Here is a 26,024-nt window from a genome sequence, read left to right on the forward strand (position 1 = left end):
ATCGGGTGAACCGCGTCACGCTAACAACCCAGAGCAGTCGAAAGGTCACCGTCCGACAACGCTACGGTGTCACCACGGAAAGATTCTCATGTTTTCGGTCAGCCCGATCGTGCCCGCCACCAGCCGCATCTGCTCCACTCCGCGCACGTCGGCGTCCAGCAGCCGGGGCGAGCAGATCATCACGGCCAGCACCTGAGCCCGCGACAACGCCACGTTCAACCGGTTGCGCGACAGCAGGAAGTCCAGGCCGCGGGGCAGGTCCACGGTGGACGACGACGTCATCGACATGATGACGGCCGGCGCCTCCTGACCCTGGAACCGGTCCACGGTGCCCACCCGCGTGCCCTCGAACCCCGCCTCGGCCAGCCGGCGGCGGATCACCCGCACCTGCAGGTTGTACGGCGCCACGACCAGGATGTCCGCATCGGTAAGTTCGCGTGTTTTGCCGTTGTCCGTCCATTCCCGACCGACGATCGCGCGCACCGTGTCGACCACGGCGTCGGCCTCCTCGACCGACGACGTGATGTTGTGCCGGTGGTCGACCTCGCGCAGGTAGATCCCGGGTTCGATGCCGGAGATCGACCGGAGGGCGGCGGTCTCGTGCGAATGGAGCAGTCCGGCGTAGGACAGTTCGGACACGGGACGGCACACCGCCGGGTGCATCCGCCGCGTCTCGGCGAGGAAGTAGCCCAGGTGCGGGGGGATCACGTCCGAGTCGCCGAGCAGGTGGCCGAGCGCCGAGGCGTCCGAGCCGGGCGGGTGCACGCCCTGCACGACCTGCGGGAGCTGCTGCGGATCGCCCAGCAGCACGAGGTTGCGCGCCGCCGTCGCCACGGCCACCGCGTCGGCCAGCGCGAACTGGCCGGCCTCGTCGATGATCATCACGTCGAACGGGTTCGCCTTGACCACGGCGTTCGAGAACGTCCAGGCGGTGCCGCCGACGAGATGGCCCTGCGGGTGTTCCTCACGCCACCGGGCCAGCGCGCCGTTGGTCTTCGGCTGGTCCCACGGCAGGCCCTCCTCCGGCTTCTTCTCCTTGGGGCGCTTGGCCATCGGGATGTCCGGGTCGACGCTCGACAGCACGTTCTCGACGGCCTTGTGCGACGTCGAGGTGACCGCGACGGTCTTGCCCTGGTCGATCAGGTGCCGCACCAGCTTCGTCGCGAGGTACGTCTTGCCGGCGCCGGGCGGTCCCTGCACGGCCAGCGTTCCGCCGTCGAGCTGGTCGACGGCCTTGATCACGGCCTGCACCACGTCGTCGTGCTGCGGCAGCGGTTGCGCGGGCGGTGTGCGCAGCAGCAGGTCGATGCCGGGGTTGCGGGGGAGCAGCGGCAACAGGCCGACCGCCTGCTCGGCCAGTTCCGCGACGGCCTCGTCCTTCGGCGATGCCGGCACCGGGCTGCCCGGCAGCACCGCGATCGGCATCTCGCCGTGCACGACGGCGTTGCTCTCGGTCAGCACCAGCTCGTACGGGTTGTCGTCGGCCACCACGGCGTTGCGCGTCACGTTGCCGGGGTAGAGCAGCCGGACCTGCTCGCCGGAGCCGAACGGGTGCGGGCGCTCCGGGTCGATCCGCGCGTGCACCTGCCGCTTGTGCGTCCTGACCCGCCCGCTCGGCGGCACCCAGTCCTCGGCCCGCAGCGTGATCGGCACCGCGCAGTTCGAGTCCGTCTCCAGGTCGGAGATCGGCGCGGTGGCCTGCCGGAAGAAGTCGCCCCACGCCGGACTCGCCTCGCGCCGGTGGTAGCCGACCGTCGCCGCGAAGAGGTCGTGCCCTTCCGCCGCCAACGGCTCGGTCAGCGCCGCCATCCGGCGTGCCCGCTCGGCCGCCTTCTCCAGCGCCGCCTCGTCGCGTTCCGGCGGGGCGGCGGTCTCGATCTCGAGCTCCACCTTGATGCGGTGCAGCAGATCCCGCAGGCCGCGCGTCGGGACCTCGTCGTCCAGCAACGGCTTCAGCGCGGGCAGCGTGTACTCCCTTGTGGACACCCGCAACACCCGCCGCGTCAACGCACCCAGGTCGACGCACCGCCGCACCAGCTCGTCCACTTCGGACTCCAGCGTCGCCGACCGCGCGGCCCGGCCGGCCAGGTCGTGCGGCGTGAAGTGGTAGACCGTCGCGGACGGCGTGCGCTCGACGAACTCCGCGAACGTCCCCTCCCAGCCCGGCGTGCGGAACGTGTCGCCGTCGACCTCCAGGAACACGTCGTCCGCGGCGGGCTCCGGCAGGTGCGCCAGCGCCTCGGGCGCCACGACCTCGTAGGTGGTCTCGCCGGTGCGTTCCTGCCGCACCTGCAGCCGAGCCTGGGCGGCCAGCGCCGTGAAGCTGGCGGGCGACATCGCGGCAGGCCGTTCCTCGGTCTCCGCAAGCGCGTCGATGGTGTCAATGCCGGCTGAAACCAGCTTCCGCCGCTGGTCCGCGCGCAACCCGGCCACGAGCGAGAGGTCACGCGCCTCCTCACGGCCGGAAGCGCAGTGACGGGCGAACCGGCACCCGGTGCACGCCGCCCGCACCTCACCCCACGACCGGGCGGGCGCGGGACCGGGTTTCGCGAGCCGCGTCCGCAGCCGCCCGAGCAGGGGGGTGAAGTCGGCGACGCGCAACGACGTCCGCCGCCCGTCCACGACCAGGTGCGCCCGCTCGGCCCCCACCGCCTGCGCGGCCGCGACCAGCGACAACACGGCCAGCGGCGTGGCTTCGGGGACTTCGTCGCACGGCTCGTAGCCGTCGGCCGTGCGCACGAGGGTCTGCGTCGAGCAGTGGAAGACACCGTCGAAGAACACCGCGTTCTCGACCAGGTCCGCGCCGGACCGCACGTCCCGCGCCGTCCGGGCGGCGAGCCGGTGCAGCTCGGCGGGGTCGCCGCGCCGTTCGTCACGAGCCAGGTGGCTGCGGTGCTCGCACTCGAGCAGGTCGACGAGGTCGGACGGACTGACGAGCATGGGCAGTGATGCTAGTTAGCCGCACCGACAGCGGTGGGACCTCACCCCGGCGTGGCAACCCCGGGAGTGCTTCCGGGGTTGCCACGCCGGCGGCGCGGGCGCGCGCCCCGCGTTCATCCCCGATACGCGGGGAGCGCGCCCGGTCCCACCTGGAGCGGTGGCCTAGACGTTCGCCTCCACGAGGTGCAGCAGCGCCTCGTGGTGCGTGTTCGGGTAGTCGTGCGGCTTGAACGGACGGGTCTGCGCGCGGACCAGCGCCGCCGCGGCGGCCAGTTCGCCGGTTCGCACCTCGGTGTCGCGGTGCAGGAACGCGAAGTGCGGCTCCCGCACCTCGTCCGGCCACAGCAGCGTGTGCAGGACGAGGACGCCCTGCTGCGGCCGGATCGCGGCCAGTGCCTCCTTGCCCCGCAGGGCGAACTTCACGATGGCCGCGGCCTTGGTGCGCTCCAGCGTCTCGCGCAGCAGCACGTAGGACCGCACGGCCAGGTCGTCGGGCTCCAGGTAGTAGCTGCGGTGCAACGCCACCGGGTCGAGGTCGACCTGCGGTGCGAACTGCTGCACGTCGATCACGCCGTCCTCGGGCGCCGGAAGGTCCGCCGGGTCGATCTGCACGATGCGCCCGTCGTCGAGCTCGTAGCCCCGCCCGATGTCGTCCGGTGTGAGCCTCAGCGAGCATTCCCCGCACACCTGCTGGTGCCGCACGCGGCCGCTGTCCTCGCGGTGCACGAGGTGCACCTTGCTGCGGTGCTCGGTCGCCGCCGACACCAGCCGCACCGTCATGGTCGTCATCCCGAACCGGAGTGCTCCCCGCCACACAGTTCTCATGACAAAGGAGTACTCGAACAGGTGTTCAAACAGGCCTTCGACGTGACGAAAGGGCTCGTTCGGGTGCGTCCGACCGGTACCTCGGACGCGTGTTTCCCGACGGAAGGCGCTCGCCGCTCACCACGGGGAGGGTGCGTAGTCCTTCAGGAAGCAGCCGTACAGGTCCTCGCCGGCCTCGCCGCGCACGATCGGGTCGTACACCCGCGCCGCGCCGTCGACCAGGTCCAGCGGGGCGTGGAAGCCCTCCTCGGCCAGCCGCATCTTCATCGGGTGCGGCCGTTCGTCGGTGATCCAGCCGGTGTCGACGGCCGTCATCAGGATCCCGTCGGACTGCAGCATCTCCTCGGCGCTGGTGCGCGTCAACATGTTGAGCGCGGCCTTGGCCATGTTGGTGTGCGGGTGCCCGGAACCCTTGTAGGCGCGGGAGAACTGGCCCTCCATCGCCGACACGTTCACCACGTACTTGCGGCGGTGCGACGACTTCGCCATCGAGGCGCGCAGCCGCGAGATCAGCAGGAACGGCGCCGTCGAGTTGCAGAGCTGCACCTCCAGCAGCTCCACCGGGTCGACTTCGTCGACGTTCTGGATCCACGAGTTCGTCGCCGCCGTGTCCGGCACCAGGCCGCCCGCGTCGATGTCCTTGGACCCCGCCATCAACGCCAGCGTCGTCACCGAGTGGGCCTCGGGAACCGCGGTGCCCGGCAGCGCGAGCTGGCCGTGGCCGCCGAACGAGATCAGCTCCGGACGGCGGGCGTCCCCGGTCAGCGCCTCGTGCTCGGCGTGGGCCAGCGGTGCGTACGCGCCGGGGGAGCGGCGCACGGTCTGGGCGGCGTTGTTGATCAGGACGTCCAGCGGGCCGTTCGAGGCGACCTCGTCCGCCAGCGCCAGCACCTGGGCCGGGTCGCGCAGGTCGATGCCCACGATCTTGAGGCGGTCGATCCAGTCGGCAGCGTCGGGCATCGAGGCGAACCGGCGGGCCGCGTCCTTGGGGAAGCGGGTGGTGATCGTGGTGTGCGCGCCGTCGCGCAGCAGCCGCAGCGCGATGTACATGCCGATCTTCGCCCTGCCGCCGGTCAGCAGCGCGTTGCGGCCGGTCAGGTCGGTGCGGGCGTCGCGCTTGCCGTGGTTGAACGCGGCGCAGGAGGGGCAGAGGTTGTGGTAGAAGGCGTCGACCTCGACGAACCTCGAACGGCACGTGTAGCAGGACCGGGCGCGCAGCAGCGTCCCGGCGGTGGCGCCGGCGGCGTTCGACACCAGGGGGAGGCCCTGCGTCTCGTCGTCGATGCGGTCCGGCGACCCGGTGGCCGTGAGCGCGGTCACAGCGCGGTCGTTGGCCACGATGGCGGCCTTGCGCTCGGACTTCCGGAACTTCTTCGCGGCCTTGAAGATCTTCGCGGTGGCCCGGCGGACGCGCACGGCGTCGTCGTGTTCGGCCGGCAGGTCCTCGACCTGGGCAAGCACGCGCAGGCAGACTTCCAGCTCTGCGGGGTCGATCGAGGTCATGATCAGGCATTTTACGGGGAGTGGGGGGTGGTCCGGTGACCGGGCCCGAGCTGCTGGTGCTGTGGGACGTCGACAACACGCTGATCTCGGCGCGCGGGTTCGGCGGGCTGATGTACAGCCAGGCGTTCCGCGCGGCGTTCGGCCGGGAGCTCACCGGTCCCGTGGACCTCGGCGGACGTACCGAGGTCGACGTCATCGGCGAGGTGCTGCGGCAGCACGGCATCGAGGACACCGAGGAGGCCGCGCGCCTGCTGTCCGACGCGCTGGCGCACTCCTTCGAGACGCGCCGCGCCGAGATCCCCGGCCACGGCGAGGTCCTGCCGGGTGCGCTCCGGGCCCTCGAGCACTTCGCGGACGACCCGCGCGTGCACCAGGGCGTGCTGACCGCCAACCTCAGGAGCGTGGCGCTCATCAAGCTCGAGGAGTTCGGCCTCGCGCACCTCGTCGACTGGGACGTGAGCGCGTTCGGCGACGAGCACGCGGACCGCGCCGAACTGGTGACCTTCGCCCGCGAACGCGCACAGCGCATCCGGCCCTTCACCCGCGATCAGGTCGTCGTCATCGGCGATACCCCGCACGACGTGCACGCGGCCACGAAGGCGGGCGTGCGCCTGGTCGCGGTGGCCACGGGGCGCAGCTCGCGGCAGGACCTCCACCGGGCAGGGGCGCAGATCGTGATCGACGACCTGAGCGACCTGGAAGAGCTGATCAGGAGCGTGTGGGCGAGGTGAGACGGGTCTGAACGGCTCTGGCCTCCGGTCGATCACGGCGTTATGGTGCGCGGCATGCCCACAGCAGGCGGCCCTACAGTCAAACGGCTGTCCCAGCCGGACGCCGAGATCAAACCGAAGGCCCTCGGCCTGCCCCGAGGACGCACGGTCATCGCGGTCTTCGGTTCCACGCAGGACATCGAGACGGATCTCGCCGCGAAGTTGTTGCCGGTGCTCAGATCCGTGGTCGTGACCGCGGCGCGCCATGGTGCCGTGTTCGTCACCGAAGGCACCGACAGAGGCGTTGTCCACCTGCTGGGCCTGGCTTTGCGGGCGTGCGAGCAGCAGTGGCCCGCCGTCGTCGGTGTCGCACCGAGCAGCAAGGTGCACGACCTCACCGAGACCTCCACCAACGGTCAGGTCCCGCTGGAACCCCACCACAGCGTCGCCGTGATCGTCCCCGGTTCGGAGTGGACGGACGCGACGCCGGTGCTGTTCCGCACGGTCGACGCGGTGCGCCACAAGAAGCCCGTGGTCGCTCTCGTCGCCGGAGGCGAGAACGAGGAGGAGGTCGTCGACCACCTCGGCGGGAACAACCCGTTGCTGGTGCTCGCCGGCACCGGCGGTCTCGCGGACCGCATCGCGACCGGTGACCTCAGCGGCGACCTCGCGGTGCTCGTGCGCAGCGGCCGGATCTTCATCGTCCACGTGGACGAGGGGCCCGCGAAGGCCGTCACCGCGCTGGAACGGTTGCTGGGCAAGGAGAAGCCCGTCAAGCCGCCGAAGCTGCTGCCCCAGGTCCGCTACCGGGCACCGCAACCGCGCCCGCTCGTCGACCCCGGCTTCGTCGTGGCGTACCCGGCGCTCGCCGACGCGATCCACGACGCCAACCAGGTCGTCGCACCCGCCTTCCAGGAGCTCGACGCGCAGGCGGAGGCGGAGCAGAACCGCTACCGCCTCACCGCGGTGCTCGCGATCGCCGGTGGTCTCACGACGACGGTGTTCGCCGCGCTGCAGACGTGGCTCAGGGACACGCCGTGGCCCGGCGTCCTGGTCGTCGCGGGCGGGGCGTTCGCCGCGGCCATCACGATCGTGGCGCGCAGGAGGGAGTCGCTCGACAAGTACCTCACCGCGAGGTCGAGGGCGGAACGCCTGCGGGCGCTGTACTTCGCGCACCTCGCCGCACCCGCGCCGGCGACGGAGGAGGAACGGCAGGACCGGGTGGCGGACCTGGAGGCCGCGGTCAGCGACCGCAAGCACGAGGTGGTCAGGACATGAGCGACAAGCAGCGGCAGGCCCAGTTCGTCGAAGCCTATCTGCGGCACCGGTTCTCCGACCGCCTCGACCACTTCGAACGCAGCCGTAAGCGGTACTCCGCCGCTCACACGTGGACGGTCGCGCTCGCGGCGGCGCTGTTCATCGCCGCCGCGGCGGCCGCGGCGATCGGCATGGCGGACGGGCCACGCCGGGCCATGTGGGGTTTCGCGGCGACGACCCTCGCCGCGCTCGGCACGGCGATGTCGCTCTACGAGGCCACGTTCGGCTTTCGCCGTCTCGCCCGGGAAAGCGCCACCACTTCCGTTGCACTGCAACGGCTCGCTGTGGACGGTCCCACTCCGGAAGACGTGGACGACGAACGCCTTGTTGCATTTGTGACCGAAGTGGAGTCGGTCCTGAGGTACGGCAGGTAAAGCCGAAACGCGGCTGAAAAATCGTTTGGAGCGTTCTTGAGAAAGCGCTCCGACAGTTGGCACGCAGCGTGGGTGGTCGATTACGGTAAGCACAAGTTCTGGTGTTTCGGTGATCCCGTTGTCATGATGGCTTCATCCCCCGATGCGGAAGCAGGCACGACATGACTTGGGCGCGTCCCGCGATCGCCGAGCCCGAAACCGGCACCTTTGCCGAGGCCAAGGCCCTGGAGAAGGAGCACAGCACGATTCAGAACAGCAAGGCGGCGCGCACCGTGGCCTGTCACGCCACGGACGCGCTCGACTGCGCTGACCTGCTCGAGATGCTCGGGCTCAGCGCTGCGGAGGGCAAGTCGCGGGTGTAGCCCCGCGACTGGACCCACCACTCGGCGACCAGCAGGTTCACCACGAGCGACAACCAGTTCGCCGTGGTGAAGACCAGGAGCCCGTCGGCTTCCGGCAGCAGCGAGCCGAGCAGCAGTGCCCACAGCCGGCCGGTGACGGCGGCGGTGGTCAGCGCGAACCCGCGGATCATCCAGATGCGGTGAGCGCCGAACTGGCGCCGCCGGGCCGTTCGCAGACCTTGCACGGCGGTGACGAACCAGAGCACCGACAGCACGGTCAGCGGCCCGGACGACGGCAGCCCGACGACGGCGAGCTGAGCGCACACGAGACCGAGCAGCGACGACGGCAGCACGGCCGCGAAGTAGACGCGGCCCAGCACCCGGTGCACCTGCGGGTGCCTGCCGCGCAGCTTCGGCCAGAACTGCGGTACACCCGTCAGGACCGCGACCGATCCGGTGAACACGTGCGCGACGAGCAGCCCGTAGTGCAGCGGCCCGCGCAGCGGTGGTCTGGCCTGGTCCACGTCCAGCGTGACGTAAGCGCTCGCCGCGAAGATCGTTAACGCCACGCAGACGATCCCCGACACCGCCAACCAGGCGATGTACCCCCTCGAAGTTCTCATGCCCCGAGCCTGTCAACGGCGTCACTCGAACGCGCTGGTGTCGGCCCCCGAGCGCGCGGTGGGGTGCGCCCTACTGGGATGATGGCGCTCATGCGGACGGTGGAGATCTCCGAAGAGCCGATCAGGCTAGGGCAGTTCCTCAAGCTGGCTCAGCTGGCGGAGGACGGTGGGCACGCGAAGGAGCTCATCGAGGACGGAGAAGTCCACGTCAACGGCTCTGTGGAGCTGCGGCGGGGAGCACAGCTGCGTCACGGTGACGTAGTGGTGGTCGAAGGTGATGAAGTACGCGTTTCCGTTCGGCCGTAACGCATTGCTCCATTCAGCGGTAAGAGCATGCACAATCGCAGTCGATCGGACAAGGGTCTGAAGACCTGATCTGAACGATTACCTCGCGGCATACGTAACCTCTATGTCCCTTTTGGACATCTTGAAACGTCTTGCGTCGCCACGGTTTCCAGTTGGTGAGACGCGCGTCACGTCCGTTCTTCGATCGCCGGAGAAACTTTCTTCCACGGTCTGTAACGCGAACACCGGAACGCGCGAATCACCGGTTGCGAGCTTCGGCTGCCGCGCCTGAATGTGGCGCGGCCGGAGATCGCGAAGATCTGAGAATCAAGGTCCTCGGGGTGACCTGCGTACGTGCACGTCCGAATCGCCGCTGAGCCGGGGAGATCAGAACGATGAGTGAGCAGGTCCGCGCTGCCCGTGACGTCGACGGGCGGCGCTCCACGCTCAATCCGCTGTCGGAACGCAGACAGACCCACCCACCTGTTGCCCGCTGGGAAAGCCGCTACCGCTACGCCGTGATCACCGCCGACGTGCTGACCGTTGCCCTGGTCGTCGTCGCCGTCGGTGCGGTCATGAGCGTGCGCCACACGGCCTTCGGCCCGCTTTCCCTCGCCCTGCTGGACATGCTCACAGTAGTCCTCGTCGTCGGCTCCCTCGCGATCAACCGCGTGTGGCAGCCGGCCGTTCTCGGCCAGGGTGCCGAGGAGTTCCGAAGACTCGGCCGGGGGTTGTTCGGTGCCGTCGTGGCGCTCGGCCTCGGAGCGCTCGCCGTCGACATCCCCGGCGCCCGCCTGTGGATCTTCGTCGTGGTACCCGCGATCGCCCTGGTCGCGTTCCCCATGCGCTACCTCCTGCGCCGCCCCCTGCACCGCGGCCGCGGTGAAGGGCGCTTCCTGCTCCCGGTCCTCGCCGCCGGCAACCTCGACACCGTCGAGGACCTGATCCACCGCACCAAGCGCGTCGCCCACCTGGGCTGGCGCGTCGACGCCATCTGCACCATCGACGGCCGCGGCCGCACCGGTACCGACGTCGACGGCGTGCCCGTCGTCGGCCAGCTGCGCGAGCTCGCCGAGCACGTCCGCCGCGGCGGGTACCGCATCGTCGCCGTGACACCCGACGCCTACTGGACACCTCGCCGTCTCCAGCAGCTCGCGTGGGCCCTCGAAGGCACCGGTGCCGAGATGGTCGTCTCGCCCGGTCTCATGGAGGTCGCGGGACCGCGCCTGCACATGAGCGCCGTGCTCGGCATGCCGCTGCTGCGGGTGAGCGAACCGGCGCTGAGCGGGTTCCGCCGTCTGGTCAAGGAGGTCGTCGACCGCGTCGGAGCGTTCGTGCTGCTGCTCCTGCTGGCACCGCTCATGTTCGCCGTCGCCGCGTTCGTGATGATCGACAGCCGCGGCCCCGTCTTCTACCGCCAGAAGCGGGTCGGCAGGACCGGCGTGCCGTTCACGATCGTCAAGTTCCGCACGATGGTCACCAACGCGGATGCGTTGCGCGCCAGGCTCGCCGCTGTCGACGAGGGCAACGGCGTGCTGTTCAAGGTGAAGAAGGACCCGCGCATCACCAAGGTCGGCACGGTCCTGCGCCGCTACTCGATCGACGAGCTGCCCCAGCTGTTCAACGTCCTCGCGGGCAGCATGTCGCTCGTCGGTCCCCGCCCGCCGCTGCCGGAGGAGACCGCGAAGTACTCCTCGGACGTGCGGCGCCGCTTGCTGGTGAAGCCCGGCCTGACCGGCCTCTGGCAGGTGAGCGGACGCAGCGACCTCTCGTGGGAGGAGTCGGTCCGCCTCGACCTGCGCTACGTCGAGGACTGGTCGCTCGCCCTCGACCTCGTGATCATGTGGAAGACCTTCCGCGCCGTCTTCGGCGGCCAGGGGGCTTACTGATGGGGGACCAAGACGTGATCGGCCTTGCTGTCATCGGCGCCGGGTACTGGGGGCCGAACCTCGTCCGCAACGCCCAGGCCACGCCCGAGCTGCACCTGCGCTACCTCTGCGACCTCGACGTGGACAAGGCTCGGCGCGTGCTGGGCCAGTACTCGACCGTGCGCGCCACGGCGTCCCTCGACGAGGTCCTCGCCGACCCCGAGGTGCACGCCGTCGCCATCGCGACACCCGCCGCCACGCACCTGCCCGTCGCGCTCGCGGCGCTGGAGGCCGGCAAGCACGTCCTCGTGGAGAAGCCGCTCGCGGCCAACCTCGAGGACGGCCTGAAGCTCGTCGAGACCGCGGAACAGCGCGGCCTCACGCTGATGCTCGACCACACCTTCGCGTACACGTCGTCGGTGCAGCACCTGCGCCAGATCATCCGTGGCGGCGAGCTCGGCGACATCCAGTACATCGACTCGGTGCGCATCAACCTCGGTCTGGTGCAGCCGGACGTGGACGTGCTGTGGGACCTCGCCCCGCACGACCTCTCGATCTTCGAGGCGATCCTGCCCGACGACGTGGTGCCGGTGGAGGTCGCCGCGCACGGTTCGGACCCGATCGGCGCGGGCGTCGCGTGCGTCGGCCACCTCACGGTCCGGCTGTCGAACGGCGCCATCACGCACGTGCACGTGAACTGGCTGTCTCCCACCAAGATCCGCACGATGGTCATCGGCGGCTCGCAGCGCACGGTCGTGTGGGACGACAACAACCCGGCGCAGCGACTGTCCATTTACGACCGCGGCGTCGAACGCTCCCTGGAGCAGCAGAAGATCTCCTACCGCACCGGCGACATGGTCGCGCCGGCGCTGGTCGAACGCGAGGCGCTGCGCACGATGATGGCCGAGTTCGCCGCGTCCATCACCGAGAAGCGCGCGCCGCTCACCGACGGACGCGCGGGCCTGCGCGTGCTGGCGGTGCTGGAGGCGGCGTCGGAGTCGCTGCGCTCCGGCGGTCTGTTCGTCCCCGTACACCAAGTCGAAGGCAGGGTTTCTCCATGACCGCCCAGAACGAAGCGGGCCAGCCGATCACGGGGCAGCGTGCCCTCGTCACCGGTGGTGCGGGCACGATCGGCTCCTCGGTGGTGGACCAGCTCGTCGAGGCCGGCGCCGCCGAGGTCGTCGTGCTGGACAACTTCGTGCGCGGCCGCCGGGAGAACCTGGCCTCCGCGCTCGAGTCCGGTGTCGTCCGCGTCGTCGAGGGCGACATCAACGACAAGGCCCTGGTGCGGGAGCTGACCGAGGGGGTGGACCTCGTCTTCCACCTCGCCGCCATCCGCATCACCCAGTGCGCCGAGGAACCGCGCCTCGCGCTGGAGTGCCTGGTCGACGGCACGTTCACGATCCTGGAGGCCGCCGCGGCCGCCGGGGTGAAGAAGGTCATCGCGTCGTCGTCGGCCTCGGTCTACGGCCTCGCGGAGTCGTTCCCCACCGACGAACGGCACCACCCGTACAACAACGACACCTTCTACGGCGCCGCGAAGGCGTTCAACGAAGGCATGCTCCGCAGCTTCAAGGCCATGTACGACCTCGACTACGTGGCACTGCGCTACTTCAACGTGTACGGACCGCGGATGGACGTCCACGGCCTGTACACCGAGGTGCTCATCCGCTGGATGGAGCGCATCGTCGAGGGCAAGTCGCCGCTCATCTTCGGCGACGGCGCCCAGACGATGGACTTCGTGCACGTCCACGACATCGCACGCGCCAACATCCTCGCGGCCAAGGCGCCGGTCACGGACGCGGTGTACAACATCGCGTCCTCCCAGGAGACCTCGCTCAAGGAGCTCGCCCTCGCGCTGCTCGCCGCGATGGACTCCGACCTGCCGCTGGAGCACGGCCCCGAGCGCAAGGTGAACGGCGTGACGCGCCGGCTCGCCGACATCAGCCTCGCGGCCCGCGAGCTCGGGTGGAAGCCCGAGATCGAGATGGACGGCGGACTGCGCGACCTCGTCGCGTGGTGGCGTGCCGAGAAGGCCGCCGCCGAGCAGAACGCCTGACGGACCGACCGCGGCCGCGGGCCTGACGCCCGTGGCCGCGCCTGCGGAGCCGCGGTCCGGAAAATCCACGGCCGCACCCGCGGAAGGAAGTCCACGGCTGTGTTTCCGCGAGCCGTGGGTCCGAGCCCACGGCCGCACCCCTTTCCCCACTAACGTTCGTCCGCCAGCGAAGGGCAGTACCAGTGATCCCGGTTATGCGGCCGTTGCTCGGTGAGGAAGAGGCGCTCGCCGCCGCCGAGGCCGTCCGGTCCGGCTGGGTGGCGCAGGGCCCCCGAGTCCGCGAGTTCGAAGAGGCCTTCGCCGCGTCCGTCGGCGCCCGGCACGGTGTCGCCGTGTCCTCCTGCACCACCGGCCTGCACCTCGGCGTGCACGTGCTCGGCATCGGGCCCGGCGACGAGGTCGTCGTGCCGTCGCTGTCGTTCATCGCGACCGCCAACTCGGTCCGCTACACGGGCGCGACTCCGGTGTTCGCCGACGTCGAGCCCGGCACCGGCAACCTGAGCGCGTCCACTGTGGAACCCGTGCTCACCGGGCGCACCCGCGCGGTCATGGTCGTGCACCAGGCCGGCGTGCCCGCGGACGTCGACGCGATCAAGGCGCTCTGCGCACCGCGGGGCATCGCGGTGATCGAGGACGCGGCCTGCGCGGCGGGCTCCACGTACAAGGGGGCGCCGGTCGGGACGAACGCGTTGCTCGCCGCCTGGTCGTTCCACCCGCGCAAGCTCCTCACCACCGGTGAGGGCGGCATGGTCACCACCGACGACCCCGAGTGGGCCGTGCGGCTCAAGCGCCTGCGCGAGCACGGCATGAGCGTCTCGGCGGCGGACCGCCACAACGGCGGCAGCGCCGTGATCGAGCAGTACCTGGAGACGGCGTTCAACTACCGGATGACCGACATCCAGGCCGCGGTGGGCCTGGTGCAGCTGTCCAAACTGGACGCGATCATCGTTCGTCGCCGTGAGCTGGCCGCCCGCTACCACGAGCTGCTGGCGGACCTCGGCCTCGAGACCGTGCGCGACCCGGAGCACGGAACGACGAACTACCAGTCGTTCTGGGTGTGGCTGCCCGAGGGCGCGCCCGACCGCCAGGAAGTTCTCGCCGGCCTGGCCGAGCGCGGCGTGAGCGCGCGGCGCGGGATCATGGCGTCGCACCTCGAACCCGCCTACTCCGGCCACGGGAGCGTGGAGCTCCCGGTGACGGAGGCCTTCACGGCCAGGACGCTGATCCTCCCGCTGTTCCACGACATGACGGAGTCCGAACAGGACCAGGTCGTGTCAGCGTTGTCGGCCACTCTGCACGCATCCCGCCTGACCGTGCGTGGTTGAAGCCGGGGATTTCAAGCCCTGCCGGAACATTCTTTTGTTGACACGTAACAGTTACAGTCAGATCGCCGACGTTCGGAGTAGCAGCCCTGTGCTGTCCAGCGTAGTGCGTGGATCACACACGGTAACTCCGTCCGAGAGGTGAAACCCCATGGTGGCTCAACAGTCGCGTCTCGTGCGGATGCTCGTGATCACGGCGTTGATCGCATCGACGATGTTCGTGCTCGGGGTCTTCAAAGCACCCAACGCCCACGCTGCTCCGTGCGACTTCCCGGTCACCAACAAGGTCGCGTGCGAGAACACGCAGCCCGGCGCGGACAACTGGCAGGCCCAGTACCGCGACGACACGATCCTCGGCTACACGACGGACATCAGCTACAACATCGGCCAGACCGTCAGCTTCAAGATGCTGACCTCGGCCTCGTCGTACAAGCTCGACATCTACCGGATGGGCTGGTACGGCGGCAAAGGCGCCCGGTACATGGGCACGGTCCAGCGCAACACACCGCAGAACCAACCACCCTGTCTGCGGGACGCGCCGACAGCGCTCATCGACTGCGGCAACTGGGCCGTGTCGCTCACCTGGAACATCCCGGCCACCGCCACCTCGGGCATCTACTACGTGCGCATGACGCGCAACGACACCGGTGCCGAGAACGAGATGGCCTTCGTCGTCCGCGACGACAGCTCCCAGTCGAAGATCTTCTTCCAGACCTCCGACGCCACCTGGGTCGCCTACAACCGCTACGGCGGCAACAGCCTCTACTTCGGTGACGGTCCCGGCCAGGGTGGCAGCTCGTACAAGGTCAGTTACAACCGCCCCTACACCGGCGGCGACGGCGACGAGAACTTCATCTTCAACGCCGAGTACCCGATGCTCAGGTTCCTGGAGCGCAACGGGTACGACATGAGCTACACGACCGACGTCGACTCCGCGCGCCGCGGGCACCTGATCAAGAACCACAAGGTGTTCATGGCCGTCGGCCACGACGAGTACTGGTCGAACGAGCAGTGGAACAACGTGATGGCCGCCCGCGACGCCGGGGTGCACATGGCGTTCCTCACCGGCAACGAGATCTTCTGGAAGACTCGCTACGAGAAGAGCATCGACTCCTCGCAGACGGACTGGCGGACCATCGCCTGCTTCAAGGAGACCAAGGGCACCCAGAACGACGGCCTGAACGACTGGACCGGCACGTGGCGCGACCCGCGCCACAGCCCTCCGCAGGACGGCGGCAGGCCGGAGAACGCGTTGCTCGGCAACATGTTCACCGTCAACGGCCGGCGTGACGACGCGCTGCAGGTGCCGGCCGCGTACGGCAAGATGCGGCTCTGGCGCAACACCGACCTGCAGAACATGACCGCGGGCACCACGTACACCTTCGAGCCCGGCACGCTCGGCTACGAGTGGAACACCGTGTACGACAACGGCTTCCAGCCCGCCGGTGTCGCGCAGATGTCGCGCACGACCGTGCAGCTCGACGGCTACTACGCGCTGAAGAACTACGGCGACGAGTACGGCTCGAGCACCGAGACCCACGCGATCACGTACTACCGCGCGCCTTCCGGTGCGCTGGTGTTCGGCGCGGGCACGGTGCAGTGGGCTTGGGGCGTGGACGACGAGCACGCGTTCCCGACCAACACCCCGACCTCGGACAAGCGGATCAAGCAGGCGACGGTCAACTTCCTCGCCGACATGGGCGTGCAGCCCTACCAGCTGTGGGCGGCCGACCAGCTCTCCACCTCCGGCGCCATCAGCGACAACGCCGCACCGGGCGTGCAGATCACGACCCTGCCGTCGCAGTCGGCCGTCGGCCAGCCCTACACCTTCGGCGGCACCGTGATCGACGCCGCCGGCCGGGTCGCGGGCGTCGAGGTCTCCACCGACGGCGGCACCCGCTGGCACTACGCGAACTGGCAGGCGGGCCAGACGACGTGGAGCTACACCTACACGCCGTCGCAGTCCGGCACGGCCCAGCTCCGCGTCCGCGCGGTCGACGACTCGCTCAACCTGTCGGCGCCCGTGCCGGCCACCCCGAACGTGACCGCGAAGACCTGCCCGTGCGGCATGTTCTCCGGCACCGAGGTCCCGAAGGTCGCCTCCGCGGACGACAGCTCGCAGCTGGAGCTCGGCGTGAAGTGGCGCGCCGCGAGCAACGGCTTCGTCCGCGGCGTCAAGTTCTTCAAGGGCACCGGCAACACCGGAACGCACACCGGCTCCCTGTGGTCCGCGAACGGTGACCTGCTCGCGACCGGCACGTTCACCAACGAGAGCCCGAGCGGCTGGCAGACGCTGCTCTTCCCGCAACCCGTGGCGGTGAACGGGAACACGACCTACATCGTGTCCTACTACACCCCGACGGGGCACTTCTCGTACGACACGGGCGGGTTCTACCAGCAGCAGGCGTACATGGAGCCCATCACCGGCCTGAAGTCCGGTGTGGACGGACCGAACGGCGTCTTCCGCTTCGGCGCCGGCTTCCCGAACCAGACGTTCGACCACACCAACTACTGGGTCGACGTGGTGTGGGCGACGGACCCCGGTCCGGACACGCGTGCGCCGCTGCAATCCGCGACGTCCCCGGTGGCCAACGCGGGCTCCGTCGCGCTCACCACCGCGGTGTCCGGCACGTTCGACGAGAACGTGACGCTCAGCTCGGCGCAGGTCACGGTGACCGGCCCGGCCGGAGCCGTCACGGGCACCAAGTCGATCTCCAACGACGCCCGCACGATCACGTTCACGCCCTCGGCACCCCTGGCGGCGGCCACGGCCTACACCGTCACGATGAGGGCGGCGGACGCGGCCGGGAACCTGTCCACGCAGGCGAACTGGACGTTCACGACAGGCTCGCCGCGCCCGGCGACCTGCCCGTGCACCGTCTGGGACGACTTCGCGGCACCGGCCGTGGCCGACTCCGGTGACACCACCGCGGTCGAGCTCGGCACCAAGGTCCGCTTCGACGGCAAGGGCGAGGTGCTCGGCGTCCGCTTCTACAAGGGCACCGGCAACACCGGCACGCACACCGGCTCGCTGTGGACCTCCACGGGTCTGCTGCTCGCGACCGGCACGTTCAGCGGCGAGACCACGTCCGGCTGGCAGAAGCTGATGTTCACCTCGCCGGTCCAGGTGCAGGCGAACACGACCTACGTCGTGTCCTACAACGCCCCGAACGGCCGGTACTCGGTCTCCTCCGGCTACTTCAACGGCCAGGAGGCGAGCTACCAGTCGCTGCACGCGCTGCAGAACGGTGCCGACGGCGGCAACGGCGTCTACAAGTACGGCAGCGGCTTCCCGAACAGCTCCTACAACGCCACGAACTACTGGGTCGACGTCATCTACCGCAACGGGCTCAACGGTGACACCACGCCGCCGACGATCACGAACCGCACGCCGGCCGTGAACGCGACGAACGTGGGCCTGCAGAGCACGCTGACGGCGACGTTCAGCGAGGCGGTCGACCCGGCGTCGGCGCAGATCTGGCTGGAGGACCCGAAGGGCGCCAGGCTGTCCGGCTCGGTGTCGCTGTCCGGAGACCAGAAGACGGTCACGTGGACACCGTCCGGCAAGCTCGTGTCCGGCACGCAGTACAAGGCGCACGTGGGTATCGCGGACGCCAACGGCATCGCGATGCCGAACGCCGCGGAGTGGACCTTCACGACCACGACGACGGCCACCTGCCCGTGCTCGCTGTTCAGCACGGCGACCGTTCCGGCGGTGACCTCGGCCGAGGACAACGGCGCGTACGAGCTGGGCGTGAGGTTCAGCCCGACGCAGTCCGGCCAGATCACCGGTGTCCGCTTCTACAAGGGCGCGGGCAACACCGGCACGCACACCGGCTCGCTGTGGAACGCCACCGGCTCGCGGCTCGCGACCGGCACGTTCACCGGTGAGACCGCGACCGGCTGGCAGACGCTCACGTTCTCGCAGCCGGTGATCGTCAGCGCGGGCCAGACGTACACGGCCTCGTACACGACCACCACCGGCAACTACGCGGTGAACGCCGGCTACTTCGGCACCGGCCCGGTCAGCTCCGGTCCGCTGTCGGCACCGCAGGAGACGAACGGCGTCTTCGTCCCCGGCTCGGGCTTCCCGACGATGACGTACGGCTCCGGCAACTACTGGGTCGACGTCGTCTACCAGCCCAACGCCGACAACGACGCGCCCGTCCTGCAGTCCCGCACCCCGTTGCCCGGCGCGTCCGAGGTGGCGCTGGACTCGGCCGTCACCGCGTCGTTCGACGAGGCCGTCGACCTGAGCTCCGCGCAGTTCACCGTCACCGACCCCGGTGGCGCGAAGATCGCCGGCACGCTGGCGCTCTCGGCGGACTCGCGGATGGTCACGTTCACCCCGGCCGCCAGGTTCGCGGCGTCCACCGCGTACTCGGTGAGCGTCAAGATCGCCGACACGTTCGGCAACCTGATGCCCAACGCGCAGACGTGGTCGTTCACGTCGGCGACGACGCAGACCTGCCCGTGCTCGCTGTTCAGCGCGGCCACGGTCCCGTCCGTCACCTCCGCCGACGACAACGGCGCCTACGAGCTGGGCGTGAAGTTCACGTCGACCGCCAACGGCCAGATCACCGGCGTGAAGTTCTACAAGGGCGCCGGCAACACCGGCACCCACACCGGGTCGCTCTGGTCCGCGGACGGGCAGCGCCTCGCGACCGGCACGTTCTCGAACGAGACCGAGTCGGGCTGGCAGACGCTGACGTTCTCGCAGCCGGTGTCGATCACGGCCGGAACCGAGTACACGGCCTCGTACACGACCACCACGGGTCACTACGCGGTCAACGCCGGCTACTTCGGCTCGGTGACCTCGCCGCCGCTGGGCGCGACGCCGAACGCCGGTGTGTTCACGGCCGGGTCGGGCTTCCCGGCCACGACCTACAACGGCGGCAACTACTGGGTGGACGTGGTCTTCCAGTGACCAGGCCGTTGCTGCTGATCGGAGCGGGGGGACTCGCCCGCGAGGTGCTCGCGGCGGTCCGCCTCCTCCCGGACGTCTGGACCCCGGTCGGGGCTCTCGACGACTCCGCCGCCCTGCACGGCACCCTGGTCGACGGGGTGCCCGTGCTGGGCGGGCTCGACAGCCTCGGTGACCACCCGGACGCGGCCGTCGTGGCGTGCATCGCCAACGCGCGGCGGCCGTTGTCCCGCTTGAACCTCGTGGAGAGGCTCGGGCTGCCGGACGAGCGCTGGGCGACCGTCGTGCACCCGGCGGCCGTCACCTCCGGCGCCACCATCGGCGCCGGGACGGTGTTGCTCGCCGGTGTCGTGATCACGACACCGCTGGAGATCGGCCGGCACGTCGTGGCGATGCCGCACGTGCTGATCACCCACGACGACGAGGTGTCGGACGGCGTCACGTTCGCCGGCCGCGCCTCGCTCGGCGGGGGAGTGTTCGTGGGGGAGTCCGCGTACCTGGGGCAGGGAGCCCTGGTGCGCGAGGGTGTGAAGATCGGCGCCGGTGCCGTCGTCGGCATGGGAGCCGTTGTCCTGCGGGACGTCCCGGCAGGCCAGACGTGGGCCGGTGTGCCGGCCCGCCCGTTGCGTGGGGAGAGCGCGTGATCGAGATTCCGCTGGTGGACCTGCGTGCCCAGCACGAGCAGGTGGCCGACGAGGTGGCCGACGGCTGGGCAGAGGTGCTCAAGACGACAGCCTTCATCGGTGGCCCCCAGGTCGCCCGGTTCGAGTCGGAATTCGCTGCCTACCAAGAAGTTCCGCACGCCATCGGCGTCGGCAACGGCACCGACGCCATCGAGCTGGCGCTGCGCGCGCTGGGCGTCGGCCACGGCGACGAGGTCGTGCTGCCCGCCAACACCTTCATCGCCACGGCCGAGGCCGTCGCCCGCTGCGGCGCGACGCCCGTGCTCGTGGACTGCGTCGACGACACCCTGCTGATCGACGTCACCCAGGTGTCCTCCGCGGTCACCTCGCGCACCAAGGCGATCGTGCCGGTGCACCTCTACGGCCAGGCCGCCCCGGTCGAGCTGCTGCCGCACGGCCTGCCGGTCGTCGAGGACGCCGCCCAGGCTCAAGGTGCCCGCCGCAACGGCGTCGCCGTCGGCGGTCTCGGCGTCGCCGCCGCCACCTCCTTCTACCCCGGCAAGAACCTCGGCGCCTACGGCGACGGCGGCGCGGTGCTGACGACCTCCGACGCGATCGCCGAATCGGTGAAGCTGCTGCGCGAGCACGGTTCGCCCCGCAAGTACGAGCACCCGGTGCTCGGCTTCAACAGCCGTCTCGACACGCTGCAGGCCGTGGTGCTGTCCGCGAAGCTGCGCCGCCTCGAGGGCTGGAACCAGGCCCGCCGCGCCGCCGCGCAGCGCTACACCGAGATGCTCGCCGACGTCCCCGGCGTGCGCACGCCGGTCGTGCTGGACGGCAACCTGCCGGTCTGGCACCTCTACGTCGTGCGCGTCGCCGAGCGCGACCGCGTGCTCTCCGCACTGCACGCGGCCGGTGTCGGCGCGGGGATCCACTACCCGACGCCGCTGCACAGGACCGGCGCCTTCGCCGAGTTGGCGGGCTCGTTCCCGGTGGCGGAGACCTCGGCCGCGGAGATCCTGTCGCTGCCGCTGTTCCCGGAGATCACCGAGGCGCAGCAGACCCGCGTGGTCGAGGCGCTCGCGGAGGCGCTGCGATGACCGGGGTCCGTGTCCACCCCCACGGCCTCTGCGAATCCGACGACGTGGGCGACGGCACGCGCGTCTGGGCGTTCGCGCACGTGCTGCCCGGCGCCCGCATCGGCCGCGACTGCAACATCTGCGACGGCGCGTTCGTCGAGTCGCGCGCGGTGCTCGGCGACAACGTGACGGTCAAGAACGGGACTCTGGTCTTCGACGGCGTCACGTGCGAGGACGACGTGTTCCTCGGCCCGAACGTGCTCTTCACCAACGACCTCCGCCCCCGCGCACACGTGAAGAAGACCGGTGACGCGCTGGAGACCACACTCGTGCGCCGAGGGGCGACTCTCGGTGCTGGTGCTGTGGTGGTGTGCGGCACGGAGATCGGTGAGCACGCCTTCGCCGCCGCCGGTGCGGTCGTGACGAAGTCGGTGCCCGCGCACGCGTTCGTTGCCGGCAACCCGGCGGTCGTGAAGGGCTGGGTCTGCGCGTGCGGCCTGCGGCTCTCAGCGGACCTGTCGTGCCCGGAGTGCGGCATCCGGCATGAGCAGACGCCGGACGGCCTGAAAGCCGTCTGAGAACGCGGCGAGGCCCCCGGAAACGGGGGCCTCGGTCGTGTCGGAAGGCGTCTGCTTCGCGCAGCGCCGCCGCCTCCTCCAGCACCGCCTACTCCGGCACCCATTCCCCGAGCCGGTCGATCACCTTCGTGTCCCCGTCGATCTTCCACGAGTCCGTCGACCCGCGCCCGTACAGCACCATCAGCAGGTCGTGCGCGGACGCCTCCGCCGACGTGTCCGCCGGACCGCCGCCGGGCTCGACGACGCGGGCACCGTCCGCGGACATCGAGATCCGCCACGACCCGCCCTCGGTGACGCGGTAGTCGACGACGGCGGGGTCGTGCGGCCACGGGCTGGAGGTCGAGAAGCAGGTCATCAGGAACTCGTCCACGCCGTCGACCGCGATCTCCGCCGGGATGGGTTCAGGCGCACCCGCCGCGAGCTGTGCGTCGTAGGTGTGGGCGGCGATCTCGTGGAGCTGGCGGCGGGCCGCGGTGGCGACGGTCGGGGGCGACTGCGAGTCGCCCCACCAGTTCCAGCACCCCTGGTCCGGGCCGGCCGCCTCCAGCGCGGTCAGCAACAGCCCGGTGGACTCGGCCATCCACTCCGCCAAGCCCTCTCGCGGTGCCTCCACGGGCGTGCGGGCCGGGGGAGTGTCGGACGGTCCCGCGGCCACGATCTCCGCCCACTTGCGGCGGCCGTCGCCCAGGTGCTGCACGAGGTCGAAGACCGTCCAGCCCGGGCAGGTGGGCACCGGTGCGTCGAGGTCGCCCACGGCCGCGATGAACGCGGTGGTCCGCTCGTCGATCAAGCGGAGCAGGTCCGGGAAGCTGAGAGGGGTGTGCACGGGCGCTGTCTACCATCGTGGCCTCATTCCGAGACAGTGATTATCGTCGGCAGTGATCATCGGCGGGCAGCGCCGGATGGTCAGGCGACGACGTTGACGCGGTTCCGGCGTGGTCTTCGGTCGGGGTCGACGAAGGCCGGTGGACGGAAGACCGGTCTGCCGCCGGCCATCTCGGGTTCCCAGTCCGAGTGGTGGACCAGGTCGTGGTGCCTGCGGCAGAGCAGGGTGAGGTTGTCCAGGTTGGTCTCACCGCCGTTGGCCCAGTGCCGGACGTGGTGGGCCTCGCAGTGGCTGGGCGGGCGGGTACAGCCCGGGAAGGTGCAGCCCCTGTCCCTCGCCACGAGCACGCGGCGCAGCCCCGCGTTGATGGTCCTGGTCCTGCGACCCACGTCGTGGACCTGGGAGCGGGTTCCCAGCACCATCGGGATGACGGCGCAGTCACAAGCGATCTTGCGGACCTGGTGCATCGGGATCCGCTCGCCGTTGTCGAGCCGGGCGGCGCCGATGCCCGCGCGCAGATTGTCGTAGTCGAGCGTGACGGTGAGCTGCACGCGCTCGCCGCCACGGAGGTGCTGGCGGCTCGCGCGCAGGGCCAGGCCGACGACTTCGCAGAACGCGTCGCCTTCTCGCTCAGGGGCGTGGCGGAGGTCGGAGGGTTCCGGCTTCGCGAGCGGATCGATCAGCGCGTCGAGCTTGGCGCCGGTCTCGGCGTCGACGTCGGCGAAGAGGTGGTACCGGCCGCCCTTCCACTGACGCCGCACCACGTTGCGCGGGCGCACTGGCTCCGGGGCGGCCGGTGCCGGACCGTCCTGGTCCAGGCGGTAGACGAGTTCCCTGCAGAACGCCTTGGTCGAGCGGGGTTCGTGCTGCCGCGCGTACTCCACCAGGTGGACCTCGGCCACGGCGGGCAGTTCCGCCATCGCTTCGGCCACGACCTCGACGTGCTCCTCGGACAGCGTGCCCGCCGCCATCGCCGCGGCGGCCAGCGGCAGCACGGGATCCACCGTCGCCCCGTTCGGGGTCACGGTGGGGCACAAAGCCCTGGCCAAGGCGATTGTGCGGCGCGAGACCTTCGGGTCCCAGCGCAGCACGTGCTTGAAGACCTCGACGAGATCCTTGTACCCCAACGTTTCGGCGGCGCCCTGCCGATCAAGCGCGCCGACCACCTCCACCACCTGGAACTGGAGCCGCCGCAGCGCGCGGACCTTCCGCTCGAGCTCTTCCAGGAGCTCGAGCGGGGAGGCGAGGCCGAGTGCTGTCATGTGTTCATCGTGGCATGAACACGTGTTCGAAAACCATTCCACGATGAGGTGAACGTGCAGGTCAGGCCTATGGCGCCGTATGCGTCGCCTCTCTCTCGCGGAGGCTGAAACCGACGACTGTTTTCACCCGAACGAGCCGTTCATTGGAGCGGTTTCACCGCATACGGTCCAAGAGCATGACCGCGATCACTTCCACCGCCTACAGCAGGGACCTGGGCGACGAACTGCGCAGGCTGCGCGAGAACTGCACCGGTTTCGGGGGCCGCGCGATGGCCGCCCAGCTGGGGTGGGACCCGAGCAAGGTCTCGAACATCGAGACGGGCAAAGCCCGCGCGTCCGAGATCGACCTGGCCCAGTACCTCGCGACGTGCGGCAAGGACCTCGACTACCTGCTCGACTTCACCAGCCGGTACCGGCACGCGTTCGACCTGTACTTCGCCCAGGTACCGGAGAACCTGCGCACCCTGGCGATGGTCGAGGCGATGGCCACGAAGATCTTCACCTACGAGATCCTGTCGATTCCGGGCCTGCTGCAAACGGAGGCCTACGCGCGAGCGCTGTTCATCGAGACCGGCAACGTGCCCGAGGACGTGGAGAAGGGTGTCAAGCTCCGCATGGAGCGCCAATGCATCTGGCAGCGGCCTTACCGCCCGAGCTGTGAGTTCTTCGTGCACGAACTGGCCTTGCGGATGCGGATCGGGGACGCGAAGGTCATGGAGGACCAGTACCTGCGGCTCCTCTTCAACGCTCACATCCTCCGAGTCGTGCCGGCGAACGTCGTCGGTCTCGCGTTCAAGTCGCCACTCACCCTGTTCGAGTTCGGCAAGGCGTCGCCTCTGGCGTACACGGAGTCCGACCTGGCCAAGGTGTTCGCGCAGGACAGCTCGGCCGTGGTGGTGAGCAGGAAGCTCTTCGAACGGCTCGATGCGGTCGCGTTGGATGAGGAACAATCTCGAAGCAGGCTGGCGGAGTACGTCAGCGGACTGCGAGAGGACCTTCATGACCAGCGAACGGAACTGGCGTAAGAGCTCTTACAGCGGCGGCTCGATCGACAGCAACTGCGTCGAGGTATCCCTGGACCGCGAAGCCCAGGTGCGGGACTCGAAGAACGCGAGCGGTGACGTCCTCGCGTTCTCCGCCACCGCCTGGCAGAACCTGCTCAGCTGGCTGGACTGACCTCGGCCGCCTTCCCGGCGGCGGCCTCCGTCCGGCTATCCGCTGGCATCGGTCAGCGGAGGCCCCGATTCGTGGGGTGACGGGGTGCGCGTGGCGAGGTTCGAAGAGATCGCCGACGGGCTTGATCGCGTCTTGAACAAGGCCGATGAGACGAACGCCGCCTTGCTGCGGGCGGGAGGTCTTGCCGACGAGGCGGCGAAGCTGCTGACCGAGGTCATGCGGGGGTCGGACCACCTCGAGGACGAGTTCACCCTGGCGGTTCAGGCGTGGTCGGAGGCGGCCAATCGGGTTGCTGAGCTGTCAGAGATCATCGCTATGGGGTGTCGACGGGTCGAGTCGTACCGCGAGACCCTTCGGGGTGTCGGCTCCGCGCTGCAACCGGCGCTTCCTGGACAGGCGGCGCCTCCATCAGCGACCACGGTACCGACCGTGGCGGCACGTACTCCCCTGGAGCCGACGTGGGCCGAACGGCAGAGAGAACAGCTTCCCGCCTACGTCACCAGCGGGTTTTACCGGGACTCTGATGGCAACTCCGACGTGGTTCAAAGCGGCCAGGATGCCTGGGGGGAGCACCACGCGATCGCTGAACACCTGCGTGCCGAGGGCTTCCCACCAATCGGGCCAGGCAGGGTCACCACCGGCGAGCACGTGGAGGGCAAGGTGGCATGGCGCCTGCGCAACAGTGGCGACACGCACGTCGACCTGGTCGTCAACTTCCCGATGTGCGCTGGTCCCTACTCCTGCAGGAACCTCCTACCCTTCATCCTGAAGCCCGGACAGTCCATGACGGTGCATGATCCGATGAAGACCCGTACGTTCCACGGCAGGAGCACAAGGTGAAGCACGCTCTCGACTTCTGGTACTTCACCGAAACGAGTGATGCGGACGATCCTGTCACCGTGGAGTCGAGCGCCGATCTCGAACGCGTCCTCGGCGAGGTGTTCGCGTACAAGCAGTTCCATCCGACGGTGGTCTGCGTGAAGGACCGCCCCACTCTCGGTGGCCCCCTGAGCCTGCCGGACCATCAGCTCAAGTTCGACCTCGACGTGCCTCGCCGTGTTGCCGCGATCCACGCGATGGGCGTGCCCGATTTCTTGCCGGCTGACGATCGGGACAAGGTGAACGCCGAGGGGCACGGCACAGCCGAGGAAACACCCGGAGGCGTGATGCGGGCCTGGGTCACGAAGGGCTCGCGAGCACGGCCTGCAACTGTTCGGCAGGCAGACGGTCACGAGGTCGATCTGTTCGTGGACTTCGACACCCGTACGCGATTCCCCGCTGATGCTGCCATCTCGTGGGAGGAACTGTGCGAGGCGCTCGAGGAGTTGGCCGAAACAGGCATGCGCCCCACATGTGTGGACTGGCAGGAGTCAGGCGTCTTCTGAACCA

22 protein-coding genes are annotated in these 26,024 nt (G+C 69.6%); 16 read left to right on the forward strand and 6 right to left on the reverse strand.

Annotated features, from left to right (window positions below):
* Positions 1–69: 69 nt before the first annotated feature.
* The 3 genes from L6E10_RS13465 to L6E10_RS13475 form a co-directional block, all read right to left on the reverse strand.
* Positions 70–2,940: a bifunctional RecB family nuclease/DEAD/DEAH box helicase gene (locus tag L6E10_RS13465; RefSeq protein ID WP_236219846.1), complete on the reverse strand. Its 2,871-nt coding sequence runs from the start codon at positions 2,938–2,940 to the stop codon at positions 70–72.
* A gap of 162 nt (positions 2,941–3,102) precedes the next feature.
* Positions 3,103–3,765 (reverse strand): Ku protein, encoded by a 663-nt coding sequence (locus tag L6E10_RS13470; protein ID WP_236219847.1) that lies wholly within the window; start codon positions 3,763–3,765, stop codon positions 3,103–3,105.
* A 117-nt stretch (positions 3,766–3,882) separates the two neighbouring features.
* Positions 3,883–5,268 (reverse strand): SDR family oxidoreductase, encoded by a 1,386-nt coding sequence (locus tag L6E10_RS13475; protein ID WP_236219848.1) that lies wholly within the window; start codon positions 5,266–5,268, stop codon positions 3,883–3,885.
* Between the two features lie 35 nt (positions 5,269–5,303).
* Here L6E10_RS13475 and L6E10_RS13480 point away from each other — a divergent pair, with 35 nt between their 5' ends.
* The 3 genes from L6E10_RS13480 to L6E10_RS13490 are packed head-to-tail and all read left to right on the forward strand — an operon-like array spanning position 5,304 to position 7,669.
* Positions 5,304–5,999: a haloacid dehalogenase-like hydrolase gene (locus L6E10_RS13480; RefSeq protein WP_236219849.1), complete on the forward strand. Its 696-nt coding sequence runs from the start codon at positions 5,304–5,306 to the stop codon at positions 5,997–5,999.
* Between the two features lie 54 nt (positions 6,000–6,053).
* Positions 6,054–7,256 (forward strand): DUF4231 domain-containing protein, encoded by a 1,203-nt coding sequence (locus L6E10_RS13485; protein ID WP_236219850.1) that lies wholly within the window; start codon positions 6,054–6,056, stop codon positions 7,254–7,256.
* Complete coding sequence (locus L6E10_RS13490; protein WP_236219851.1) at positions 7,253–7,669, forward strand: SLATT domain-containing protein; 417 nt, start codon at positions 7,253–7,255, stop codon at positions 7,667–7,669. The genes L6E10_RS13485 and L6E10_RS13490 overlap by 4 nt, the downstream gene beginning before the upstream one ends.
* Positions 7,670–7,949: 280 nt before the next feature.
* On the opposite strand, the gene L6E10_RS13495 is transcribed toward L6E10_RS13490, so the two are convergent.
* A complete protein-coding gene (locus L6E10_RS13495) occupies positions 7,950–8,633 on the reverse strand; it encodes a DUF2306 domain-containing protein (RefSeq protein WP_236219852.1) in 684 nt (227 codons plus the stop codon).
* A gap of 90 nt (positions 8,634–8,723) precedes the next feature.
* On the opposite strand from L6E10_RS13495, the gene L6E10_RS13500 reads away from it, so the two are divergent.
* The 9 genes from L6E10_RS13500 to L6E10_RS13540 all read left to right on the forward strand — a co-directional run bounded on the left by L6E10_RS13500 (position 8,724) and on the right by L6E10_RS13540 (position 21,371).
* Positions 8,724–8,939, forward strand: coding sequence for an RNA-binding S4 domain-containing protein (locus L6E10_RS13500; RefSeq protein WP_236219853.1), 216 nt, complete (start codon positions 8,724–8,726; stop codon positions 8,937–8,939).
* A 374-nt stretch (positions 8,940–9,313) separates the two neighbouring features.
* The gene (locus L6E10_RS13505; protein WP_236219854.1) at positions 9,314–10,807 is read left to right on the forward strand and encodes a sugar transferase; all 1,494 of its coding nucleotides are present in this window, start codon (positions 9,314–9,316) and stop codon (positions 10,805–10,807) included.
* Complete coding sequence (locus tag L6E10_RS13510; RefSeq protein WP_236219855.1) at positions 10,807–11,847, forward strand: Gfo/Idh/MocA family protein; 1,041 nt, start codon at positions 10,807–10,809, stop codon at positions 11,845–11,847. Before L6E10_RS13505 ends, L6E10_RS13510 begins: the two co-directional genes overlap by 1 nt.
* Positions 11,844–12,845 carry an NAD-dependent epimerase/dehydratase family protein gene (locus L6E10_RS13515; protein ID WP_236219856.1) on the forward strand — a complete coding sequence of 334 codons (1,002 nt, stop codon included), beginning with the start codon at positions 11,844–11,846 and terminating at the stop codon, positions 12,843–12,845. The genes L6E10_RS13510 and L6E10_RS13515 overlap by 4 nt, the downstream gene beginning before the upstream one ends.
* Positions 12,846–13,027: 182 nt before the next feature.
* Complete coding sequence (locus tag L6E10_RS13520) at positions 13,028–14,170, forward strand: DegT/DnrJ/EryC1/StrS aminotransferase family protein (protein WP_236219857.1); 1,143 nt, start codon at positions 13,028–13,030, stop codon at positions 14,168–14,170.
* A gap of 148 nt (positions 14,171–14,318) precedes the next feature.
* Positions 14,319–19,094 (forward strand): DUF4082 domain-containing protein, encoded by a 4,776-nt coding sequence (locus tag L6E10_RS13525; protein WP_236219858.1) that lies wholly within the window; start codon positions 14,319–14,321, stop codon positions 19,092–19,094.
* Positions 19,091–19,735 (forward strand): acetyltransferase, encoded by a 645-nt coding sequence (locus tag L6E10_RS13530; RefSeq protein WP_236219859.1) that lies wholly within the window; start codon positions 19,091–19,093, stop codon positions 19,733–19,735. Before L6E10_RS13525 ends, L6E10_RS13530 begins: the two co-directional genes overlap by 4 nt.
* Positions 19,732–20,814 (forward strand): DegT/DnrJ/EryC1/StrS family aminotransferase, encoded by a 1,083-nt coding sequence (locus L6E10_RS13535; protein WP_374236527.1) that lies wholly within the window; start codon positions 19,732–19,734, stop codon positions 20,812–20,814. The genes L6E10_RS13530 and L6E10_RS13535 overlap by 4 nt, the downstream gene beginning before the upstream one ends.
* Positions 20,811–21,371 carry an acyltransferase gene (locus tag L6E10_RS13540; RefSeq protein WP_090097918.1) on the forward strand — a complete coding sequence of 187 codons (561 nt, stop codon included), beginning with the start codon at positions 20,811–20,813 and terminating at the stop codon, positions 21,369–21,371. Before L6E10_RS13535 ends, L6E10_RS13540 begins: the two co-directional genes overlap by 4 nt.
* 88 nt (positions 21,372–21,459) lie before the next feature.
* On the opposite strand, the gene L6E10_RS13545 is transcribed toward L6E10_RS13540, so the two are convergent.
* Both L6E10_RS13545 and L6E10_RS13550 read right to left on the reverse strand, forming a co-directional pair.
* A complete protein-coding gene (locus L6E10_RS13545; RefSeq protein WP_236219860.1) occupies positions 21,460–22,197 on the reverse strand; it encodes a maleylpyruvate isomerase family mycothiol-dependent enzyme in 738 nt (245 codons plus the stop codon).
* Between the two features lie 80 nt (positions 22,198–22,277).
* Positions 22,278–23,459 carry an HNH endonuclease signature motif containing protein gene (locus tag L6E10_RS13550; RefSeq protein ID WP_236219861.1) on the reverse strand — a complete coding sequence of 394 codons (1,182 nt, stop codon included), beginning with the start codon at positions 23,457–23,459 and terminating at the stop codon, positions 22,278–22,280.
* Between the two features lie 176 nt (positions 23,460–23,635).
* Here L6E10_RS13550 and L6E10_RS13555 point away from each other — a divergent pair, with 176 nt between their 5' ends.
* From L6E10_RS13555 to L6E10_RS13570, 4 genes are all read left to right on the forward strand, one after another.
* Complete coding sequence (locus L6E10_RS13555; protein ID WP_236219862.1) at positions 23,636–24,484, forward strand: helix-turn-helix transcriptional regulator; 849 nt, start codon at positions 23,636–23,638, stop codon at positions 24,482–24,484.
* Positions 24,459–24,635 (forward strand): DUF397 domain-containing protein, encoded by a 177-nt coding sequence (locus L6E10_RS13560; protein ID WP_236219863.1) that lies wholly within the window; start codon positions 24,459–24,461, stop codon positions 24,633–24,635. The genes L6E10_RS13555 and L6E10_RS13560 overlap by 26 nt, the downstream gene beginning before the upstream one ends.
* Positions 24,636–24,725: 90 nt before the next feature.
* A complete protein-coding gene (locus L6E10_RS13565) occupies positions 24,726–25,475 on the forward strand; it encodes a DddA-like double-stranded DNA deaminase toxin (RefSeq protein ID WP_236219864.1) in 750 nt (249 codons plus the stop codon).
* The gene (locus L6E10_RS13570; protein ID WP_236219865.1) at positions 25,472–26,020 is read left to right on the forward strand and encodes an Imm1 family immunity protein; all 549 of its coding nucleotides are present in this window, start codon (positions 25,472–25,474) and stop codon (positions 26,018–26,020) included. The genes L6E10_RS13565 and L6E10_RS13570 overlap by 4 nt, the downstream gene beginning before the upstream one ends.
* Positions 26,021–26,024: the final 4 nt, after the last annotated feature.

The organism is Lentzea sp. CC55 (genome assembly GCF_021056325.1).
GTDB classification, from domain to species: domain Bacteria; phylum Actinomycetota; class Actinomycetes; order Mycobacteriales; family Pseudonocardiaceae; genus Lentzea; species Lentzea jiangxiensis.

What these genes read in the sequence shown, in the direction of transcription:
- L6E10_RS13465 (WP_236219846.1), bottom strand. Translation starts at nt 2,940, where the DNA reads ATGCTCGTCAGTCCGTCCGACCTCGTCGACCTGCTCGAGTGCGAGCAC.
- L6E10_RS13500 (WP_236219853.1), top strand. Translation starts at nt 8,724, where the DNA reads ATGCGGACGGTGGAGATCTCCGAAGAGCCGATCAGGCTAGGGCAGTTC.
- L6E10_RS13505 (WP_236219854.1), top strand. Translation starts at nt 9,314, where the DNA reads ATGAGTGAGCAGGTCCGCGCTGCCCGTGACGTCGACGGGCGGCGCTCC.
- L6E10_RS13485 (WP_236219850.1), top strand. Translation starts at nt 6,054, where the DNA reads ATGCCCACAGCAGGCGGCCCTACAGTCAAACGGCTGTCCCAGCCGGAC.
- L6E10_RS13475 (WP_236219848.1), bottom strand. Translation starts at nt 5,268, where the DNA reads ATGACCTCGATCGACCCCGCAGAGCTGGAAGTCTGCCTGCGCGTGCTT.
- L6E10_RS13555 (WP_236219862.1), top strand. Translation starts at nt 23,636, where the DNA reads ATGACCGCGATCACTTCCACCGCCTACAGCAGGGACCTGGGCGACGAA.
- L6E10_RS13490 (WP_236219851.1), top strand. Translation starts at nt 7,253, where the DNA reads ATGAGCGACAAGCAGCGGCAGGCCCAGTTCGTCGAAGCCTATCTGCGG.
- L6E10_RS13470 (WP_236219847.1), bottom strand. Translation starts at nt 3,765, where the DNA reads ATGAGAACTGTGTGGCGGGGAGCACTCCGGTTCGGGATGACGACCATG.
- L6E10_RS13540 (WP_090097918.1), top strand. Translation starts at nt 20,811, where the DNA reads ATGACCGGGGTCCGTGTCCACCCCCACGGCCTCTGCGAATCCGACGAC.
- L6E10_RS13515 (WP_236219856.1), top strand. Translation starts at nt 11,844, where the DNA reads ATGACCGCCCAGAACGAAGCGGGCCAGCCGATCACGGGGCAGCGTGCC.
- L6E10_RS13550 (WP_236219861.1), bottom strand. Translation starts at nt 23,459, where the DNA reads ATGACAGCACTCGGCCTCGCCTCCCCGCTCGAGCTCCTGGAAGAGCTC.
- L6E10_RS13510 (WP_236219855.1), top strand. Translation starts at nt 10,807, where the DNA reads ATGGGGGACCAAGACGTGATCGGCCTTGCTGTCATCGGCGCCGGGTAC.
- L6E10_RS13495 (WP_236219852.1), bottom strand. Translation starts at nt 8,633, where the DNA reads ATGAGAACTTCGAGGGGGTACATCGCCTGGTTGGCGGTGTCGGGGATC.
- L6E10_RS13525 (WP_236219858.1), top strand. Translation starts at nt 14,319, where the DNA reads ATGGTGGCTCAACAGTCGCGTCTCGTGCGGATGCTCGTGATCACGGCG.
- L6E10_RS13560 (WP_236219863.1), top strand. Translation starts at nt 24,459, where the DNA reads ATGACCAGCGAACGGAACTGGCGTAAGAGCTCTTACAGCGGCGGCTCG.